The 20,736-nt window shown below is 56.3% G+C and carries 18 protein-coding genes; 13 read left to right on the forward strand and 5 right to left on the reverse strand.

From position 1 onward, the window contains the following. Positions 1–107: 107 nt before the first annotated feature. From LARV_RS12285 to LARV_RS12295, 3 genes are all read left to right on the forward strand, one after another. A complete protein-coding gene (locus tag LARV_RS12285; protein ID WP_236709966.1) occupies positions 108–1,388 on the forward strand; it encodes a coproporphyrinogen III oxidase family protein in 1,281 nt (426 codons plus the stop codon). Positions 1,389–1,463: 75 nt separating this feature from the next. Beyond that, on the forward strand, positions 1,464–1,784 hold the full coding sequence (locus LARV_RS20710; RefSeq protein WP_075073911.1) for an MGMT family protein: 321 nt from the start codon (positions 1,464–1,466) through the stop codon (positions 1,782–1,784). A 26-nt stretch (positions 1,785–1,810) separates the two neighbouring features. Next, positions 1,811–2,395: an LOG family protein gene (locus LARV_RS12295; RefSeq protein WP_075073912.1), complete on the forward strand. Its 585-nt coding sequence runs from the start codon at positions 1,811–1,813 to the stop codon at positions 2,393–2,395. 10 nt (positions 2,396–2,405) lie between these two features. Here the strand turns inward: LARV_RS12295 and LARV_RS12300 are convergent, their stop codons facing one another. Next, positions 2,406–3,482 (reverse strand): hypothetical protein, encoded by a 1,077-nt coding sequence (locus LARV_RS12300; protein ID WP_075073913.1) that lies wholly within the window; start codon positions 3,480–3,482, stop codon positions 2,406–2,408. A 31-nt stretch (positions 3,483–3,513) separates the two neighbouring features. Next, a complete protein-coding gene (larA, locus tag LARV_RS12305) occupies positions 3,514–4,785 on the reverse strand; it encodes a nickel-dependent lactate racemase (RefSeq protein ID WP_075073914.1) in 1,272 nt (423 codons plus the stop codon). Between the two features lie 99 nt (positions 4,786–4,884). On the opposite strand from larA, the gene LARV_RS12310 reads away from it, so the two are divergent. Continuing rightward, positions 4,885–5,952: a lactonase family protein gene (locus LARV_RS12310; protein WP_075073915.1), complete on the forward strand. Its 1,068-nt coding sequence runs from the start codon at positions 4,885–4,887 to the stop codon at positions 5,950–5,952. A gap of 4 nt (positions 5,953–5,956) precedes the next feature. Here LARV_RS12310 and LARV_RS12315 read toward each other — a convergent pair whose 3' ends face one another. Further along, positions 5,957–6,967 (reverse strand): tyrosine-type recombinase/integrase, encoded by a 1,011-nt coding sequence (locus LARV_RS12315; protein ID WP_075073916.1) that lies wholly within the window; start codon positions 6,965–6,967, stop codon positions 5,957–5,959. 245 nt (positions 6,968–7,212) lie between these two features. On the opposite strand from LARV_RS12315, the gene LARV_RS12320 reads away from it, so the two are divergent. The 9 genes from LARV_RS12320 to pckA all read left to right on the forward strand — a co-directional run bounded on the left by LARV_RS12320 (position 7,213) and on the right by pckA (position 18,426). After that, positions 7,213–8,334: a VIT1/CCC1 transporter family protein gene (locus LARV_RS12320; RefSeq protein WP_075073917.1), complete on the forward strand. Its 1,122-nt coding sequence runs from the start codon at positions 7,213–7,215 to the stop codon at positions 8,332–8,334. 439 nt (positions 8,335–8,773) lie between these two features. Next, on the forward strand, positions 8,774–9,826 hold the full coding sequence (locus LARV_RS12325) for a DNA gyrase C-terminal beta-propeller domain-containing protein (protein ID WP_075073918.1): 1,053 nt from the start codon (positions 8,774–8,776) through the stop codon (positions 9,824–9,826). A 19-nt stretch (positions 9,827–9,845) separates the two neighbouring features. Further along, positions 9,846–11,114, forward strand: a complete 1,269-nt coding sequence (locus LARV_RS12330; RefSeq protein ID WP_075073919.1) for a nickel-dependent lactate racemase family protein — start codon at positions 9,846–9,848, stop codon at positions 11,112–11,114. Positions 11,115–11,144: 30 nt separating this feature from the next. Continuing rightward, positions 11,145–11,927, forward strand: a complete 783-nt coding sequence (locus LARV_RS12335; RefSeq protein ID WP_075073920.1) for an alpha/beta hydrolase — start codon at positions 11,145–11,147, stop codon at positions 11,925–11,927. Continuing rightward, positions 11,924–13,387, forward strand: a complete 1,464-nt coding sequence (locus tag LARV_RS12340) for an MFS transporter (RefSeq protein ID WP_075073921.1) — start codon at positions 11,924–11,926, stop codon at positions 13,385–13,387. Before LARV_RS12335 ends, LARV_RS12340 begins: the two co-directional genes overlap by 4 nt. Before the next feature lie 59 nt (positions 13,388–13,446). Beyond that, a complete protein-coding gene (locus LARV_RS12345; protein ID WP_075073922.1) occupies positions 13,447–13,800 on the forward strand; it encodes an Asp23/Gls24 family envelope stress response protein in 354 nt (117 codons plus the stop codon). Positions 13,801–13,806: 6 nt separating this feature from the next. Continuing rightward, positions 13,807–14,253, forward strand: coding sequence for a transcription antitermination factor NusB (nusB, locus tag LARV_RS12350; RefSeq protein ID WP_075073923.1), 447 nt, complete (start codon positions 13,807–13,809; stop codon positions 14,251–14,253). A 56-nt stretch (positions 14,254–14,309) separates the two neighbouring features. Further along, a complete protein-coding gene (locus LARV_RS12355; RefSeq protein ID WP_075073924.1) occupies positions 14,310–16,787 on the forward strand; it encodes a glycoside hydrolase family 113 in 2,478 nt (825 codons plus the stop codon). A gap of 28 nt (positions 16,788–16,815) precedes the next feature. Next, on the forward strand, positions 16,816–18,426 hold the full coding sequence (pckA, locus tag LARV_RS12360) for a phosphoenolpyruvate carboxykinase (ATP) (protein WP_075073925.1): 1,611 nt from the start codon (positions 16,816–16,818) through the stop codon (positions 18,424–18,426). A 79-nt stretch (positions 18,427–18,505) separates the two neighbouring features. Here pckA and LARV_RS12365 read toward each other — a convergent pair whose 3' ends face one another. After that, positions 18,506–19,264, reverse strand: coding sequence for a prepilin peptidase (locus LARV_RS12365; protein ID WP_075073926.1), 759 nt, complete (start codon positions 19,262–19,264; stop codon positions 18,506–18,508). After that, positions 19,264–20,568 (reverse strand): spinster family MFS transporter, encoded by a 1,305-nt coding sequence (locus LARV_RS12370; RefSeq protein WP_075073927.1) that lies wholly within the window; start codon positions 20,566–20,568, stop codon positions 19,264–19,266. Before LARV_RS12370 ends, LARV_RS12365 begins: the two co-directional genes overlap by 1 nt. Positions 20,569–20,736: the final 168 nt, after the last annotated feature.

Raw genomic sequence — 20,736 nt, forward strand, 5'->3', positions numbered from 1 at the left:
CAGATTTTGGAATCGTTCAATCTCTGGCAGAAAAAAACGATAAAATATCCAACAAAATAGCGAAGTTCGATTTTTTTGATTTGAAGCTCAAGGCGGGTTCGGATTTATTGGCTTTGGTATTAAAGAACGCCACTCGTGAATATCTCAAACTAAAGCCCGCGCAAATCGATGTACTCCCCGGGCCGCGCCCCGGGCACAAGTATGTACTCTATGCTCACGTGCCGTTCTGTGAGAGCTTGTGCCCGTACTGTTCGTTCAACCGTTTTCTTTTTCAGGAAGACCGGACGAGAACCTATTTCAAGAATTTACGGGACGAAATGCGCCTTGTGGCCGGTTTGGGATACCATTTCGAGTCGCTGTACTTCGGCGGGGGAACGCCCACCATTCTGATCGACGAATTGGTCGAGACGATCGATCTCGCGAAGGAATTATTCGGCATCCAGGAAGTCTCCTGCGAGACCAACCCCAACCATCTGACGCCCGAGATTCTGAATCAATTGCAGGGCAGGGTGGACCGCTTGTCGGTCGGAGTGCAGAGCTTTGACGATGGATTGCTGAAGCAGATGAGCCGGTTGTCCAAATTTGGCAGCGGGGATGAAATTCTCAAACGCATCCAGAACTCAATCGGCATTCTGCCCTCGATCAATGTGGACATGATCTTCAACTTCCCCAGCCAGACCGAAGAGATCCTGCGCGCAGATATCCGCAAAGTCATCGAATCCGGCGCTAATCAGGTCACCTTTTATCCTCTGATGAGTTCACCATCGGTATCATTTGCAATGGACCGCGCCATCGGAAAAGTCGATTATTCGCGGGAACAGGCGTATTACAAAATCGTCAATGAGGAACTCGGGGCGGCGTATCGACCGATGTCGGCTTGGACTTACTCGCGCCAGGATACCCGCATGATCGATGAGTATATCGTCGAATATGAAGAATACGTCGGCATAGGCTCCGGGTCGTTTAGCTACCTGGATGGGGAGCTATTCGTAAATACGTTCTCCCTGGGCGAATACGACCGGTTGGTAAGCTCGGGGCGCATGGGCCTGTCCGCCAGCCGGCGCTTTGATACCCACCAGCAGATGCAATATCGCTTCATGATGGAATTGTTCGATCTGAAGCTGAACAAAAACCAGTTCAAAAAGGATTTCAATGGCTCGCTCGAGGGCAGCCTGTGGATCGAAATGTTGTTCATGCGCCTGATGGGTGCTTTTCAAAAAGGCACGAACAAGGATCTGGTCCGGCTTCGCCGCGACAGCAGCTATCTTATGGTGGTAATGATGCGGGAATTCTTTGCCGGCGTGAACGTGCTGCGCGACCAGGCCCGCCAGGCGTTGGCGCCAAACGAGCGTTTGATGTGTCTTGTAAACGAGAAGGTCATTTCTTGAGATTTTTCGCCAGAGAACCAACTCTAGCGTTTTTTTTCGCTATAATGGATGCAAAGGGAACGGAAAGGGCATCCAATGGTCGAAAAAACGCAGACGGGACCTCGTCTCTACGACAGGATTTATAATGCTGTACGCCAGATCCCAGCCGGACGCGTCGCGACGTATGGGCAAATTGCGCGCCTGGTGGGCGGTTGTTCTGCCCAGATGGTCGGCTTTGCCCTGGCGGCGCTCCCCAACGGATCGGATGTTCCATGGCAGCGCGTAATCAATGCTCAGGGGAAGGTCAGCCCGCATGGGGTCGGCTTTGGCAGCATGATTCAGCGCACCCTGCTAGAGGAGGAAGGGGTTGTTTTCAACCTCGAAGGAATCGTCGACCTGAAAACCTACGGTTGGTAGAAATCAACGCATCTCGGAGGATTGGCTTGAAATCAGTTTGTATTTTCTGCGGATCGGCGGATGGCGTGCACCCCGATTATTATGCAAGCGCGTCCCAAATGGGCGCCTACCTGGCTCAAAAAGATATTCAACTCATTTACGGCGCCGGCAAGACCGGTTTGATGGGCGCCGTGGCGGACGGTGTCCTGATAGCCGGCGGCGAGGTGACCGGCGTCGTCCCGGAAAATCTGAACACGTCGGTTCTGATCCATGCCAACCTGACGCGCCTGGAGGTGGTCAAGGATATCCAGCAACGCCAGGCCCGCATGAACGCCCTGGCGGATGCGCTCATCGCTCTGCCCGGCGGCTATGGCACCTTCGATGAACTGTTCGAGGCGCTCACCTGGGCCCAGATTGGTCTACAACGCAAGCCGATCGGCCTGCTCAACATTCGCGGTTATTTCGACCCGTTAATGGATATGATCCGGCGCGCGTTGGATGAAAAATTCATCTATCCGGAGCACATGGACATGCTGACCATCGAGCGGACACCTGAGGGCTTGATCCAATCGCTCGAGAATTTCAAATATCCGGAAAACCTGGATCGCTGGGTCAACCGCGACGACCGCTAAATCATCCGGCTCAGGCCAGCCTTTGCGGTGGCCGAATGGGAATATACGGCATCAGAAAGAAGCCGTGAATTTCGCGAATTTTCCGATCCCCCAGATCTTCTTCACAGGCCAGCCCGTAAACCGGCTGGCCGTTTGATTCGCCTACCCGGCGGCGTTCCAGCCGGATGGTGACGTCATCGCGATCCGGGAAATTGGGATCGTAGATCCGGATGGCGGAGCGATCCTCATCCAATTGATCCAGACCATATCCCAACACCTGGTGGTTCAGGAATAACCGGTTCAACTGGGTGCCTTTTTCATAGATGATTCCCAGCACCGAACCCAGATTACTCTCCAGACGTTCGCGAAACTGCTGGTATTCATGCCAGGTCAGAGAGCTCAGGCCCGCTTCCGTTTCGTCCGGCAATTTCATCCAGGCGATGAATTTCAGAACATACTCGCCAAGCGTGCCAAAGGTATCCATCTGGCGGCGGTATAGATAGCGTTGCAGCACCGAACCGGTCCGGGGGATCGTGTTGCGCTGGGGGATTTCCTGACCGAATAGATAATGGTCGTAAACGCTGGATGACATTCCGCCGCACAGCCCATAAGTTCCCGAGAGGCGAACCAGGCCGGGAATTTCCGGGATGCTGAACGGCACAGGGACGCCCTTGAACTGGTTGACGAAATGGTAGCCATGCCGGGTCGGGGAGAAGGGACGATCGGTGAAAACCTGGGGCAGGGTGTACGCGGGTGTGAACCAGTTGAGCGCCGTACGAAACTCTTTTTGCTTGCCCTGAAAGGAATAACTGAATTTCAAATAGGGTGAGAAGATATCCAGCCAATCCGTCCGGCGGTGTTCCCGGCGCACGAGGGTCCAATCGAGGGGCGGGTTGCGCGGCTCGCTGCGCGTGAAGGTAATCGCATCCCGAAACCGGCCTGGGTCATAAGTGACCTCGAAGTTGCCCTGGCTGTCGCTCAATCCAACCGTGAGGGTCAGGTCGTCGTCCGGATTGCCGGCCGCATCCTGATCGAAGACGCGCACTTCAACGTTTTGCGCTGGAACGCCGTTGGTAAAAGTCACACAACCCTGAAGGATTCGAGCCATTTTCGTGCAACTCCCAGGTAGATTTTGCCGTTTACCCCCGTAAAAAGGGGATGGTCTGGGGGCCTTCCGGCAGCACGCAGATTCTGGGATGACCATCGAATTCGGGCATCAACTGTTGGATCGTTTCGAGGATGTCATGGCAGGGTTCGAGCAGGGCGGAGCGGATTTGCGGATCGCTCAGGTGGTCTGTATACAGGTAAACCCGCGCCTTTTGCAGGATCTGAGCCTGCACCTGGGCTTCCCACTGATCCTGCATCTTGAAACCGGGCTGCAGGACCCGCTCCATCAGGTCTGCCGGGCCGGCTGCACCTTCCAGCAGTTCTCTGAAGTGCCCGTGGTCCGGGATGCCGTCCCAACAGGCAGCCGCCAGCAGAATTACGCCGTCTTTGCGGACGATCTGGCTGGCCGCGCTCATGCCCTTGACTGCCTGATAAAGGTTCAAATCCAGCGGATAGCCTGAATTGGTGCCAACGACGATATCGAAAGGCCTGTCCACCGCCACCATGGCGGTTTTGCGCACGAACTCGACGCCGCGGGCGTGCGCCTGATCGAGATCGCCGGCAAAGATGCCCGTGATGCCTTTGTCGCGGTTCAGGGTCACGTTGAGCAGGAAGCTGGCGTTGGCTTTTCGCGCCACATCGCGGACCTCCTCCCAGATGGGATTGCCCCAGGTCTGGCCCCAGGTCGCGTTGGGATGCGAGATATTGGCCGCGCAGTGGTTGTCCAGGATCGTTTCCAGGCCGGCCATACCCGGCATGATCGCCTTGCCAGCCCCCGAAAAGCCGGCAAAGAAATGCGGCTCGATGAAACCGGTCAGGATTTTGACATCACATTCCATCAACTCGCGGTTGAGCCAGATTTCGTGGCCCTGGGCGGTTTTTCCCAGGCTGACCTGGGTGGACGGATCGAAGGCGTCGTTTTGAACGATGGGATAGCGGGCTGTGAACTCCGCGCCCAGCATGGCATCCAGTTCGGCCGGGGTCATGCGACGGTGCGTGCCCAAGGCGATCAGTAGGCGGAACTGCTCGGGTGGGATGAAATCCAGTTGTTTGAAAATGGCCTTGAGCAGGATGGGATTGGGAGTGGCGCGGGTCATGTCGTTGACGATGATGCCGACCCGATCCGCCGGATGCACGAGATCCCGCAAGGGCGGTGTCCCGATCGGGTGTTCCAGCGCTTCCGCAAGGGCTTCATCAAGGTGGGGCAGGGGGGCATGGAATTCGGGTTCGACGACCTGGATATCCCAGGCGTCTGGAAAATCGATCGCTAAACCTTCTTTTCCATAGGCAAGGTTGATCTGCATGGCTCCGGATCCGCTTTCTCTTTACGGGGTAGAATTATCAGGTATTCTTTGTAGAGTATAACATGCTCCACCCAACCCGAAATCCCGCAGGATCAATCCATGACCTCTTCCAAACACCTTGTTTTCACCGGTAGTTACGCAGCCGCAGGGCAGCCCGGCGTAAGCGCCTTCGTTTTCGATTCGGGCGCCGGGACGCTGACTCCGTGCGGCGATTTTGATGGGATTCTCGCCCCATCCTTCCTCGCCATCCATCCGACCCAACCCTGGCTTTACGCGGTCAGCGAAACCAGTCGGGGCACGGACGGAACGGCCGGTCACGTCCACGCGCTCACGTTTGAACGCTCCGGCGAGCGGGTGATATTCACTCCCCGCAACGTCCAACCCAGCGGCGGGGATTGGCCCTGCCATTTGCGCCTGGACCCATCCACGAACTGGCTGATTGTGTCGAATTACGGATCCGGCTCAGCGGCGGTCCTGCCCATCCAACCGGATGGATTGCTGGGCAAGGCGTGCATGCATATCCAGCATCACGGCCACGGCGCCGACCCGGAGCGTCAGGAGAAGGCGCATGTCCATTCCGCCATCTTCACGCCAGACGGCGAGTATGCCATCCTGGCCGACTTGGGCATCGACGCGCTGGTTCTGTATCGGTTCGATCAGGGCCGGCTGGAAAAGATCTCAGAGAATCTCACCCGGCCCGGCGCCGGCCCGCGCCACATGCTCTTTCATCCCAACGGCCGAGTGCTTTATGTGACCAACGAACTCAACGGTACGCTGTGCGTGTACGATTACGCGAACGGTCGCCTGGACGAACGGGACCGGCTCGCGACCCTGCCGGGAGGATTCCCCCAGAACCTGGTGGCCGACCTGCATCTTTCGCCAGCCGGCGATCGGCTTTACGTCTCCAACCGCGGGCACAACAGCCTGGCCGTCTTCGCGGTCACACCGGAGGGTCAACTGACCCGCCTGAGTGTGACGGATTGCGGCGGAAACTGGCCACGCAATTTTGCGGTGGCCCCGGACGGGCACTTTATTCTGGTAGCCAACCAGTACAGCGGTGAGATCGTCAGTTTGTCCATTCGGCCGGAAACCGGCGAGATTGGGGAAGAGATGGCGCGTTACCCGGTACCGAAGGCAGCCTGCGTCCTCTTTGGGCCGGAAATCTAAAAAATCAACTCGCTGAATTGTCTTCTTCGATCGCGTCGTAGTAACCCTTGTCCAGTTCGTCGTTGCTCAGATGCGCGTAGCGCTGGGTGACGGCGATGTTGCGATGGCGGGCCAGTTCCTGGGCCAGTTTGAGGTTGTGTGAACTGCGCAGCACGCGGGTGACAAAATAGTGCCGGAAGGAATGCGGGGTGATGGTGCCAACCGCTTCCTCGCCCAGGATTGAGCGGACGGCCTCGTTGACGATATTCCGGCCGGTGGTGGTGGTAATGGGCTTGATTTTCTTGCCGGCGCCCTTATCGTGGCGGGCGAACAGGGGCAGGGCCGCCAGGGCCTTCCCGCCGGCGCCGTCGATGGCTGAGCGGGCGGCCAGGTAATCTTTCAGGGCAGCCTGGCAGCGCCTGGAAAAACGCACGATATCCTGGCGGTTACCCTTGCCGATGATGAGCGCCTGGCCGGTGTTCCAATCCAGGTCGCCCCTCCGCAGGCCGCAGGCTTCGTGCACCCGCAGGCCGGTATCGCAAAGCGTCAGCAAAAAGGCGCGATCGCGTAAAATTCGCAGCTTTTCATCGACCTCGACGCCTTCAAAACTTCGTGTAGTAGTGATTTCCTGAATAATTTTATCGATCGCATCCGCCGGAAACTGCGGCAGGCGGACACCGGGCCGCCGGGCGCGCTGGCGGATGAGCAGGCGAATGCGCGCCAGGTTGACCTGGCGCAGATTCTCTCCGGCCAGGTATTCGAAGAATCCCGTCGCTGCGGTCAGGTACAGGCGTTCGGTGGTGGGGGCAAAGCCCTTCAATCCCATGGCAAACCAGGTGATTGTATCCTCGCGCAACGCAGACAGGTCGTTGGTTTTGGGGTCCAGCCCGGTATCCGCCAGACATTTTAGAAAGGCGGCCATGCCGTTTTGATACGTGCGCGCGGTGTTGGGGCTGCGCGCCAGGGCAACGCTGTCCAGATAGGCAGCCGCAGCCTGGGTGATGGTCAGCGAGGATGAACCGGGGTCATCGGGCATGCGTTCATTATCTCATAAAAAGTCTCGATCGATACCGAAGGACGGTCCGAGAAGGGGGCAACCGAGATAGAAAGCCTGCTAGAATATTCGCATAAGTATACTTTTTTTGATAATAATATTCGTATAGTAGTGGTAAATTTGACATTTGGATATGTTTCGCGAGAGAGTGGGGGAGGATGATCCCAAAATCGATATCCGGAGAAAAGAGGAATAAAATATAATGATTACATCCTGGGAGGAAAATTATGGCATCCAATGATATTCAAAAATATAACCGGTATATCGACGACGAGCGCAACAGCGCGGCCATTTATCAAGCGCTGGCGGACGTTGAAAAAGATCAGCGTATCGCCGAGGTCTATCAACGCATGGTCACGGTCGAAATCAAGCACGCCGAAAAGTGGGAAAAGATGCTTCGAGAAGCCGGTGGGCAGGTGCCGGTGTTTCGATTGAGCTGGCGGACCCGGATTCTCATCCGTCTAGCCAGGCGATTTGGCCCCGAGCTGGTTCTGCCCGGGCTGCAGGCCATGGAGAACAACGGGACGGGCGGCTACGCCGTCGATCCCGAGGCTCAGGATATCATCGGGGATGAAAAATCGCATTCGATCCTTCTGGGACAGTTGCGCCGGGGTGTGCGCGGTGGCATGGAAGGCAGCACGCTGGCAATGCTGGAGGGGCGCCATCGTTCCACGGGCGGAAACGCGCTGCGAGCGGCCGTGTTGGGCGCCAACGATGGCCTGGTTTCGAATCTCAGCCTGGTCATGGGTGTGGCCGGCGCTTCGATGAATAACCGGGCCATATTGATTGCGGGCGTGGCCGGGCTGCTGGCTGGCGCGTGTTCGATGGCGCTGGGCGAATGGCTTTCGGTGCAGTCCTCACGCGAACTGTATTCGCACCAGATCGGCATCGAGAAAGAGGAAATCGAACAGTCGCCGGATGAGGAAGCGGAAGAACTGGCGCTGATCTACGAAACGCGCGGGCTGTCGAAGGATCAGGCCACCGGCCTGTCCAGGAAGATTATGGAAAACAAGGACAGCGCATTGGACACGCTGGCGCGTGAAGAATTGGGCGTGGATCCGGATGAACTGGGCGGCTCGGCCTGGGAAGCGGCCATCACGTCCTTCATCCTGTTCGCCCTGGGCGCCATCATTCCGGTCTTTCCGTTTATCTTCATGAGCGGCTCGGGCGCCATCCTCCTGAGCATCGGCCTGAGCACGATCGGCCTGTTCCTGCTGGGCACCATCATCACGTTATTTACCGGGCGCAGTGTGCTGTATTCCGGCATGCGCATGGTGATCTTTGGCCTGCTGGCCGCGCTGGTGACCTTTGGCATCGGCAAGTTGATCGGCGTCTCCGTGGCCGGGTAACGCGTCATTCGATATGTGATCAACCGCGTCAGGTTATAGAAATGCCCGACGCGGTTGTTTTTTTGATGCAATATGAATTGTCAATGACCAGAGAGCGTTTGAAAAAGATACAGAAGACCTTTATCCCAATTGATTAGGATTGTCTGAAAATACCCTACAGGGCCAATTTGTTCCAATTCTATAATGCTTTCGATAATAATTCTTATCGAAATCATATTGATAACATTGATTATATGCTAGTTATAGATGCCTCCCCCCCCGCCAAATGACTTGAACGTCATTCGCTTAACACTGAAATCCATCATCCAAATCGAATCATCAAAATCCTTCTGGTGTCTTCCATGTGGATTGCAATATTCTGTTTGGACCTGATTTTCATCGTCCGCTCCCCCACTGCGATGATAAAATCAAATCAAATCGAATGGAGGATAGAAACCTCATGGAAAGACCGGATCTGACGAATATCAGAACAGATGTTCTGGCTTATATCGAATCGCTGGAAGCGCGCATCGCCTTTCTGGAAGGCAAACGCAGTCGCGTAACGATTCACGAGGAAGAACCCGAAATTCATCATGAGACCGCCCTGCCGGAAGAAAAACCGACCACCGACAGCCTCATCAGCCTGAGCGCGAACGGAAAGATCAAACGCACCCAGCGTCACCTGTACAGCCGCCAGCACCGCAGCGGCATGGGCGTCTTCGACCTGGACATCGATCTGCCGGATCTGCCGGCGGCGCTGCAAGTCTGCCCGGAGAGCACCAGCCTGCTCCTATTCACCAACCTGGCGCGCGTTTTCCGGCTGCCGGTCGGCAAGATGGACGCCCGTGAAGTTCGCGCAAAAGGCGAAGACCTGACCATTCGTTTCCCGCTCGAAGAAGGCGAACGTTACGTCGCGGTCCTGCCGGATCGCGCCAGCGGGTTTGTGGCCCTGGCGTCTGAGCGCGGCCGTATTCGCATTCTGCGCCACCACCTTTTCGGCGAGCACATGCGCCCCGGAACGGCCATGTTCAAGCCGGAGGAATTCGGACAGCTCACCACCGTGTGCTGGTCGCCGGGCAGCCTCGACCTGCTGCTGCTGTCGCGGCGCGGCATGGGCATTCGCTTTTCAGAAAAGCTGGTCAATCCGCAGGGTGATCTTGGCCTCCGGTTGGCCGAAGGCGACAGCCTGGTTGCGGTGCTCTCCGTCAGCGAGGAAAGCTCGGTGTTCATCGCCGGCGCGGACGGGCGCGGCACTGTGCGCAAGATGAGTTCTTTCGCCCCCAACAAATCGACCGGCGGCAGCGGCAAGATCGCCATGCGCAGCGATCAAATCGCCGGCGCGCTGGTCGTCGATCCCAACGACGACATCTTTATGGCCTCCCGCCTGGCCAAGGTGATCCGTTTCCCGGTCAACGAAGTGCCAGAGACGGACGGTGTCGTTCAGGGAGTGGTCTGCATGCAGTTGCGCGCCGATGACGTGGTGGCATTATCCACCAGCAAGGCGCTTTCATAACAGGCGGATCGAGGTGCGGATGCGTTCAACTTATGCACTACCCTATGGAAAACGGACGCTCGAATTTTCCCTCCCGGAGACGCTTCAGGTGGACTGGGTCGCCCCCGCCCCGGTGCCTGGGACCCAACATCCCCTGACCGCGGTCGAGGAAGCGCTCGAGAAGCCGGTGGACGGAAAGGGCCTGGAACAGTTTCGCAGCGCGCAGTCCGCCGCCATTGCGGTCAACGATAAGACGCGCCCGGTCCCGCTCCATCTGCTGCTGCCGCCTTTATTGCAGAAAGTGGAAGGATTGGGAATCCCGCCCGAACGCATACAATTATTCTTCGCGACCGGTACGCACCTGCCCATGGCGCAGGCGGAAATGGCGGCTTTGCTCCCCCCTGCCCTGGCAGAACGCTATCCGCTGATCAGCCACGATTGCGATGACCCCACTGGCCTGGTATCGCTGGGGACTACATCTCGCAGAACGCCCGTTCTATGTTCGAAATCTTTTCTGCAGGCCGATCTCAAAATCGTCACCGGGAACATCGAGCCGCACCATTTTGCCGGTTTTTCCGGCGGCGCCAAGACTTTTTCAATCGGTCTGGCCGGCCGGGAGACGATCGACCGCAATCACAGCCTGCTGCTGGATCCCCATTCGCGCACGGGCGAATACGAACTCAACCCCCTGCGCCAGGATATCGAGGAAATCGGCCGCCTGGGCCGAATCGACCTGGCCCTGAATGCCGTGCTCAACGAAAAGAAGGAAATCGTAGAAGTTTTCGCCGGTTCGCCGGGTGGTGTGATGCAGGCCGGCATCCCCGTTGCCCGCCAGGTGTGCCAGACCGCCACGCACGGGCCGTACGACCTGGTGATTGCCTCGGTGGGCGGTCACCCCAAAGATATCAACCTGTATCAGGCCCAGAAGGCGTTGACGCACGCCTCCATGCTCACGCGGGACGGCGGTGTGGTGATCCTGGTCGGTGCCTGCCCGGAAGGCAGCGGCAGCGTGGGTTATGAGACCTTCATGACCCAATCCGCCTCCGCCGAAGAAGCCCTGGCGAAATTCGACCGAATCAACTTCCACGTTGGACCGCACAAGGCTTTCCAATTCGCGCGTGAGCTGGTGCGGATCAAGGTGATTCTGGTGTCCGAGATGGCTGCGGACCTGGTCCGAAGGCTTCACCTCGTCCCGGCCGGTGATCCGGCAATGGCTCTCGATCTGGCGCTTCAAATTCTGCCGTCTGCCCGGCGCGTGGCGATCCTGCCGCGGGCCATTAACACCATTCCGTTGCTTCACAAAGATTGATCGATTCACAGGGGCATCCCGGGAGGGAAAATGGCCGATCGTTGCAGGATGCAAAACGCGGATATGGACGGCTCGGCCTTCTTCTGGCCCGGCAATTCGACCGGGATCCTGTTAATTCACGGTTTCACGGCCACCACCGTCGAGGTTCGCCCCCTGGCGGAGTATTTCCGGCGCGCGGGATTCAGCGTCGCCGGCCCGCTGCTGCCCGGGCACAACACCTCGCCTGAGGATCTCAATCAAAGACTCTGGCAGGAATGGGCCGCAGCCGCGGACCAGGGTTATCAAATGCTCCAATCCACCTGCAAAAGTGTATTCGTGGGCGGTGAATCACTGGGCGGTCTGCTGGCGTTCCAACTGGCCAGCCTGCATCCCGAAGCGTCCGGCGTGCTGGCTTATTCGCCGGCCTTGCGGGTAAAAAACATCCGGCGGGCGCGGTTTGCCCGATTCTTTATTTCGATCATGGCCAAACGCAGCAATGGAAAATCCACCGAACCCCTCCCCTGGCAGGGATACACCGCCTATCCGGTAAAGGCGGCCTACCAGATGTACCGATTTCAGCAGTACGTCGAGCCGCGGTTGAAGCGGGTCGCCCAACCCACCTTGATCCTGCAGGGTGAAAAGGATCGGACGATCGATCCGAACAGCTCACAAATCATTTTCGACGCAATTTCATCGCCCCGTAAAGAATTGGTCTGGATGAAGAATTCGGGACATTGCATCATTCTGGATCAGGAATATGAACTGGTGATGAGCCGGAGCCTTTCCTTCGTACAATCCATCCTGCAATCCAAAGGATACCCCGTTTTCAAATGAATCGCCTTTTCCGCTGGTATGACTATCTGACCTTCAACATCTACTGGCTGGGTCTTTCGGCTTTATCCAACACCATGACGCCGTTGGTTGTGCCGTTGCTGGTCCAATCTTTCGTCGGCGAGCAGCTCAAGGGCACGTATTACGGCAATTTACGCCTGTGGACTTTGATGGTCGCCATCCTGGTGCAGGCCCTGATGGGCATGCTTTCGGATCGTTCGACGCTGCGCTGGGGCCGCCGCCGGCCGTTCATTGTGGCCGGCACCCTGGGTGATCTGGTCATGATCGCGCTGGTGGGCTTTTCTGCCGGTCTGGAGGGCCTCTCGGGATACTGGTTCTTATTTGGTACGATGATCCTCCTGATGGTCACCACCAACACCGCCCACGGCGCCACGCAGGGCATCATTCCCGACCTGGTGCCGCTCGAGAAGCGCGGCCGGTTCTCGGCCTTCAAGGCTTTACTGGAAATCCCCATTCCCTTGATCCTGGTATCCTTTACCATCGCGCGCCTGGTTGGCAGGCATAACCTGTGGGGCGCGTTGCTGATCCTCATGGTCATTCTGATCTTTTGCATGCTGGTGACCTTGCTGGTGCCGGAACAGCCCAACCAAGCCAGGCCCCAACCCGTGGATTGGAAAGAGCTGCTTCGCCTGGCCTTGATGACCGGCGCCTTCACGCTGGTCATCCTTGGGATCGGTTGGCTGGTACGATCGATTCAGCCCCTGCTGGGCGGTTTGAATTACGGCATGCTGTTGGCAACGACCGGTTTGATGAGCCTGATCGGCATGGTAATCGCTGTCTACGGCGGCGTTACGGTCAGTTTGCGGATCGGCGTTGAAAGTAAAACGCTGCGGAAGGATCCATCTTTCCGCTGGTGGGTCATCAACCGGCTGGCTTTTCTGATCGGGGCCAATAATCTGGCCAGTTTCGCCATCTATTTCATGCAGGCCCGCCTGGGCTACGTGCAGGCTGAAGCCGCCGGTCCGGCCTCGCGCCTGACCATGCTGGTTGGCGTTTTCATCCTGGCCAGCGCGCTGCCCAGCGGCTGGCTCAGCGACCGGTTCGGCCGCCGGCGCATCGTCGCCTGGGCGGGATTACTGGCCGCTGGCGGAACCCTGCTCGCTCTGGCAGCGCCGAGTCTGGTCGCGATTTATATCGGCGGGTGCATCATTGGTATGGGCATGGGATTGTTCTACACTGCCAACTGGGCGTTGGGCACGGAAATTGTACCCAAAGAAGAGGCCGGGCGATTCCTGGGCATTTCCAACCTGGCCGGCGCCGGGGCCGGCGCAATTGGCGCCTATATTGGCGGCCCGATGGCGGATTTTTTGGCCACGCAAATGCCGAAGACCCCTGAAATGGGTTATGTATTGCTTTTCGCCATCTACGGCGTGCTCTTTCTGGTGTCGATTGGGGCTTTGACCCAGGTTCGGGAGACATCGAAGGCAGGCGATCTTGCTTAGTAAATGCAAATCACGTGTATAATACAGGAGAACTTCGAGCGTTTTACCACGGAGATACTATGTCTGATCAAACAAGATCACCCGGAAAAACAACCATCGCACCGGATGTGTTAATACAAATTGCAAAGCTGTCGACCCTTAGCGTGCCCGGAGTGAGCAAACTTGCCACAGTGGCACCCGAGGTCAATCGTCTGTTCAAGCCTGGCGCTTCAGAAGGGGTGAAAATCACGGTTGAGAACAACCAGGTCTATGCGGATCTGTATGTGATTTTGCGCCGGGATGTAAATGTGCGTGATATCAGCCGGCTCATTCAGAATCAAGTCGCCCGCGCGATTGTTGAAATGGTCGGCATGGAAGTCGGCAAGGTCAACGTTCATGTCGAAGATATCGATTATTCAGAACCGGTTGCATAAAAAACCATGAAGTCTCGCACCAAGGCGCGCTGCGTTGCCTTGCAAGTCCTTTACGAATGTGATATGACAGGCCACTCTCCCCAGGAAGTGCTGGAAGAGCGGTTGCTTGAAGATCCCATGGAAAATGTGCTGGCTGATTTCAGCCGGCAGATCATCCAGGGAGTTCTTCCGATTACAAATAAGCTGGATGCGTTTATTGCCGAACACGCGCCCGAATGGCCCATGGATCAGGTGGCGATCATCGATCGGAATATCCTGCGCATCGCCTTGTGGGAATTTGCAGTCGAAAATTGCACACCGATTAAAGTTGCCATCAATGAAGCCATCGAGCTTGCGAAAATGTTTGGTTCTGACAGCACACCCCGTTTTGTCAACGGGGTGCTGGGTAGTCTGGCAAATCGACAACAAGAGATTTTACAAAAATTGCACTCTACGTTACGAGGAACGACCTAGAGCGGACAGACGCGAGGTCGACTCTGTACGTTATGGGTCCATTTTGGAGGGGCATAATGAACACTGCTGGCCGCCGGTCCTTCTATCTGATCGTTTTCATTTTCTTAAGCGCTTCACTCCTTCTGGGCGCCTGTACCACCACCGGAAATATTCCCGCGCCGGAAGCGTCCAATTCTTCGGCCAGCGGACCATTGGCTGAAATCACTTTCGATGTCTCCCTGCCGGCCGGCGCTGCGGCCTCTGCCAGTTTGAGCCTGGAAGTCCTGGATGAAGTCACCGGCCTGGCGCTCAATCCATCCCGGTATGCCATGACGGCCATTGCCGACGGACGTTTTTCGGCCAAGCTGGCTTTCGCGGCCGGCAGCCTGATCAAGTACCGGTACATCCGCGAGGGCACACCGCCGGCGGTCGAGTATGACAGCACAAATCAGCAAATCCGTTACCGGACCTATCATGTTACCGGTCCGGACCAGGTTCAGGATTCGATTGCCGCGTGGAATGACCAACCCTTCAGTGGGCAAACCGGTCGGATCCGCGGCCAGGTCCTGGATGCCGCGACGAATTCACCCATACCCAGTTTGATGGTTTCCGCCGCCGGCGTTTCGACCCTGACCGCTTCGGATGGCAGTTTTCTGCTGGAAGGAATACCGGTCGGTACACATACGCTGGTCGCTTACAGCCTGGACGGCCAATATGTGACCTTCCAACAGGGCGCGACGATCGCAGACGGAGCAACCACCCCGGCAGTCATCTCGTTGAACCCCACCCAGATGATCACCGTCAGTTTTGTGGTCAAACCTCCGCAGGGTAGCCTGGCGGGCATTCCGATTCGCATGGTCGGCAACCTGTTCTCTTTGGGGAATACGTATGCCGATCTGTCGGGCGGGATGAGCGTCATCGCCAGCCGGGCGCCGTTATTGACTTTGCGCGACGACGGCAGTTATTCGATCGTCCTGACGCTGCCGGCCGGATTCGACCTGCGCTATAAATACACGCTTGGCGACGGCTTTTGGAATGGTGAACTTGCCACGAATGGCAATTTCTTCACCCGCCAGTTGATCGTTCCACAGGCGGATACCACCATTGAAGATCAAATCGGAACCTGGAACGCCTCGTCCTCGGCGCCCATTACATTTACAGTGACCGTGCCCGAAAATACGCCGGCAACCGATTCGGTGTCCATCCAGTTCAACCCCTTTGGTTGGATGGAACCGATTCCGATGTGGCCGTTGGGCAACCATCAATACACCTATATATTGTATAACCCGATGGGCGTTCTCGGAAATGTGGGTTATCGTTATTGCCGAAACGAACAGTGCGGTGTGGCGGATAGTGTCGATACGGCCGGTCCGGCATCCACCGGCAAGACTTTTACCACCAGCTCGACCGTCCAGACCTTCACCGATACGGTGACCGAATGGCACTGGTGGCAAACCCTTTCCGAGCCAACCACGGTCCTGGCACCCGATATTTCCAGCCGCGGCCCTGCCTTCTGGGCCGGCGCTGAACTACAATCGGATTACAACCCAAACTGGCAATCCCATTACAGTGCAAGCTTTCAAACCCTGAAAGGGATTGGCGCCAACTATGTAGTCATTCCCATGACCTGGACATTCACCCGCGACGCCGCGCCTGTCTTAAAAGCGGTTCCGGGCAACGATGCCTTATGGTCCGATCTGGCCCAGCAGGTATCTCTGGCCCATGAAAGCGGCCTGCGTGTTGTCCTTGCGCCGTACGTTCAATTCGAAGTGGCCAGCCAGGACTGGTGGAAAGCAGCCGCGAAGGACGCCGGTTGGTGGGATCGTTTCTTCGAACAGTATGCCACCTTCCTGCGGAATGCAGCCGATTTCGCCGCGCAAAATAATGTCACTGCCCTGATTTTGGGCGACCCATCCCTCTCCCCTGCTTATCCTGAAGCGACCCTGGCAAACGGAACGCCGGCCACTCAGCCCGAGGATATCGAAGCGCGTTGGGAAAAAGTGATCACCGACACCCGGTCGCGTTTCACCGGCCAGGTTCTGTGGCAGCAGGAATTTACCGGGAATCCACTGAGTTCGCCGCTGCCGGTCAGCCTGTTCGATGCAATTTATCTGGATTGGGCGGCCCCGTTGACGACCTCTGATTCACCCATCGAATCGGATTTGGAGACCGAGTTCGGTCGCCTGCTGGATGAAGAAATCGCACCGTTCCAATCTGAAGATGGGATTCCGGTGATTCTGGCTTTGAATTTTGCCTCGGCGTCCGGCGCCGCCCGGCAGTGCGTCACGCTGAACGGGAATTGTCTGCCGGATGTGGCTCTTTCGCAGCCCTATCTGGAACTGCAAAACATCCCTGTCGATCTTCAGGCCCAGGTTGATTTATACAATGCCGCGCTTGGCGCAATGAATACCCGGGATTGGATTTCGGGTGTGATCACCAGAGGATTCTATCCCCCGGTCGCTTTGCAAGACGCATCCACCTCGACGTATGGAAAACCTGCAATGGATATCCTCTGGTACTGGTTCCCCCGCTTAACCGGGGCGAACAGCCAGTGAAATAATAATCTCAAAGGAGCTTTCAACAATGCAAAATCTGGGTATTCCAAGCGAATTTGGCTTGGATTTGCATCAACTCATCAATATCAGAACGGCTCATTGGAATTTCAACACACCTGAACTCGTCGAACAGGTCATCCTTCGCCAGGAAGGTGAATTATCACCCGATGGCGCGGTGATGGTCAACACCGGCCAGTATACCGGCCGGTCTCCAAACGATAAATTCATTGTCAAAAACGCGAACGACGATGATAAAGATATCTGGTGGGGAAAGGTCAATCGGCCGATTGCGCCTGAGAAATTCGAACAGATTTATCGAAAAGTGACTGCCTATTTACAAAATCGAGATGTCTTTGTCCAGGATTTGCAGGTCGGCGCGCATCCCGTTCATCATCTTTCCGTCCGGGTTATTACCGAAAAGGCCTGGCACAACCTGTTTGCCCGCGATTTGCTGATCCGGTTGCCCCCTGAAAAGCTGACCGATTTCCGTCCCGAGTATACGATCATTCAGGTACCCGATTTCGTTTGTGTGCCTGCCGATGATGGCACCAATTCAGGGGCCTTTATCCTGGCTGACTTTACCCGCAAGGTCGTACTGATCGGCGGAACAGGGTACGCGGGTGAAATCAAGAAATCCATCTTTACGGTCATGAACTATCTCATGCCGCATAGAGGTGTCCTTTCCATGCATTGTTCCGCCAATGTCGGCGACCGGGGGGATGTGGCCCTGTTCTTCGGTCTGTCCGGCACCGGGAAGACTACCCTGTCGTCCGATCCCGATCGCCGGTTGATCGGGGACGACGAGCATGGTTGGGCGGATGACGGCGTTTTCAACTTTGAAGGCGGCTGTTATGCAAAAACGATCCGCCTGCAACCCGATCTTGAGCCTTTGATCTGGCAGGCCACCCACCGCTTCGGTGCCGTTCTCGAAAATGTCGCGTTTAATCCGATCGACCGGTCGATCGATTTCGACAGCGACCGGCGGACTGAAAACACGCGCGGCGCTTACCCGATCGATTTCATTCTCAACAATGTTCCGGAAGGCTACGCCGGCCATCCGAAAAACATCTTCTTCCTGACCGCGGACGCATTTGGCGTTCTTCCTCCGATTGCGAAGTTAACCCCCGACCAGGCCATGTATTACTTCCTGTCCGGGTATACTTCAAAACTGGCCGGAACCGAAAAGGGCCTCGGGAAAGAACCCCAGGCGACCTTCTCAACCTGTTTTGGCGCTCCCTTCCTACCCCTGGAGCCGAATGTGTATGCCCGCCTATTGGGCCAGAAGATCCAGCGCCACGATGTCCAGGTATGGCTGATCAATACCGGATGGAGCGGCGGCGCTTTTGGAACAGGAAATCGGATTCGCCTGCCGTATACGCGTTCGATGGTCCGCGGGGCGCTCACCGGACAGCTTGATTCAGTCCCCTTCCAGACTGAAGAGTTCTTTGGCCTGTCCATCCCCCGGACCTGCCCTGGCGTTCCTCCGGAAATGCTCAACCCCATCCATACCTGGAACGATCAGGACGGCTACCGGAAACAGGCCAACACCCTGATCGAGCATTTCAACAAGAATTTCGAACAATTCAAGGCTGAGGTCAGTTACAACGTTCTGGCGGTAGGCCCTGTCGTGGCAAAGTAAACCGGGTAATTTACAACTTGAGCGTAATCAAAAAAGCAGAGGAATGCCTCTGCTTTTTTGATTCTCAGCTCGAAGACCATCAGGCCATATAGATCAGGATGAGTGCGCCGATGAGCAGGAAAGGCCCATAGGGAATGGCGGAGTAGGGCTGGTAATTCCGACGCACAGCCATCCAGAACATATAGAGCCCGCTGACCAGGCCGGCCAGCAGGATGGCGAATACGAGATCGAAAGTGATTTTCGGCCAACCGAGCATCAACCCAAGCACCGCGGTCAATGTTACGTCGCCAAAACCAAGAGCCTCTTCGATCACCGCATTACCCCTGGCGCGCGAGACGGCCCTTCGAAACAGTTCGCCCAGGTAGAATAGCGCGAACATGATGGCAGCGCCGGCCAGGCCGCCAATCAAGGTGGCGAGCCAGCCATTCCAGGCAATCCCCAGCGGTAGGACCAGGATGGCACCGGCCAGGCTGACGACGTGCAGGATCAGCCTGTGCTCGATATCGATGATGGCCACCAGCGCGATATAGATCATATACGGCAGAATCCACAAGAAACCGAATCGATCGGGGGGAAAGACCCACAGAGAGATCACCCCGATGACGCTGGCGATTTGGACGATCCATACACGCCGTGAACGGCCCTGGCCGCAATTCCGACAGGAATTCAGGACCAGGTAGTTCTTCAAAGAAAAAGGCGTCTGGCAGCGCGGGCAGACGCTTTGCCATTTACGCGGTTCGGCCGGCAGGATGTCGGCCAGATAATTCAAAAGAACGCCGATCAACCAGCCCAGAACGGTCAACCCTACAATGATGAGGATGTTCGAAAGGATAAACATCAGTCTCCAATTTCAGATGGTTGCAAGCTTTGTTCGATTTGAGCACGTTCCGTCATTTGCTTACGCAGGGTATCGATATCCTTCGGAAGTAAGTAGATCACGCCCAGGAAGAAGAGGAAACACAAAATCCAGGCGCTGATGCAGATGGTCAGGATCGAATTCTCCAACGAGGAGTTCATGGCAATAATGCCGGCCAGCGTGGGCGCAACGGCCGAACCACCCTGTTCGATGAAGTACTGAATGGAGTTCGCGGTGGAACGCACTTCCGGCAGGGTAACATCGTAGACCGTGGAGAGCACATTGGGAGAAGCAAATGGGATGAAGACCGCCGTGAAGGCCATCATGATGGTGAACAAGGCTTTGTTCTCATAAGGTACACGAATTGCCAGGAACAATAAAGCTGCGCCGGTGATTACCCCAATTGCGGAAACGATGACGCGGCCGCGTTTTGTCTTTCCGAACAACCAATCGCCCAATGCCCCGCCGATCGGATATCCGGCCGCCAGAAGGAGAATGGCGATGACCATTGTGATCAACACTTCATTGGATGAGAAACCACGTTCGGTTTCAAGATAGCGGAAGAACCAGAAGGTGATGACCTGCCAGGGAAACACGCCCACGAATCCTTGCAGAAAGAGCAGGATCAGGCTGCGTTTCTTGAACAAGTCCCGGGCGATTTTCCAATCGAAATGATATTTTCCGGTCTGTTCGATATTCTCCATTTCCGGTTCCGAGGTGCCGCGTTCGGGTTCTTTGACCCCGAAGAAGATCACAATCGCCATCAGGATGCCAAGCGAACCGGTGATATAGAAAATCGAGCGCCAGCCGATGGCGCCGCCCAAAACGAGCGCCAGGACCATGCCGATCAAATACCCCATCGGCATGGCAATTTGCAGCAGGCCGTATACCTTTCCACGTGCCTTCGGTGGAAAATAATCTGCAATCAGCGAATAAAGTCCCGGATAACTCGAATCATCGATGCCGGTGCTGGAACGAGTCACCATGAATGCCGAGTAGGTCGGTGCGATGGCACTCAACCAGGTTGTAGCTCCCCAAATCAACGAGGCCAGAGAAAGGAGCTTGGCGCGCGAGTAACGATCGCACAAGTACCCCCATACCGGGTAAAAAATGGCCCCGACGATAATTGCTCCCGTCGAGAGCAGCCCCATCTGGGTTTCATTGATGTGAAACTCATCCATGATCGGGGTTGTCAGGGGACCGATGAGCAATTTATCGGCCTGATGCAATAGCATAAAGAAAAAGAAAACACCCACGACGAACCAGCGATATTTGCCCGTCTTCATATGGTCTCCAGGATTCGGATTTTGGGATACAAATCAGTATATTCAAAAAAAGATTCTTGTAAACGGTTCGAACCGGGGAATATCTTTAGACTTGCCTAACAGGTTTATTTGCGGTAAAAATGTTCTATGTTTCAGCGTTCGAGCGATTCGCCGTCGAATCAAGGATAT

The organism is Longilinea arvoryzae (assembly GCF_001050235.1).
In the GTDB taxonomy this organism is placed as follows: Bacteria; Chloroflexota; Anaerolineae; order Anaerolineales; family Anaerolineaceae; genus Longilinea; species Longilinea arvoryzae.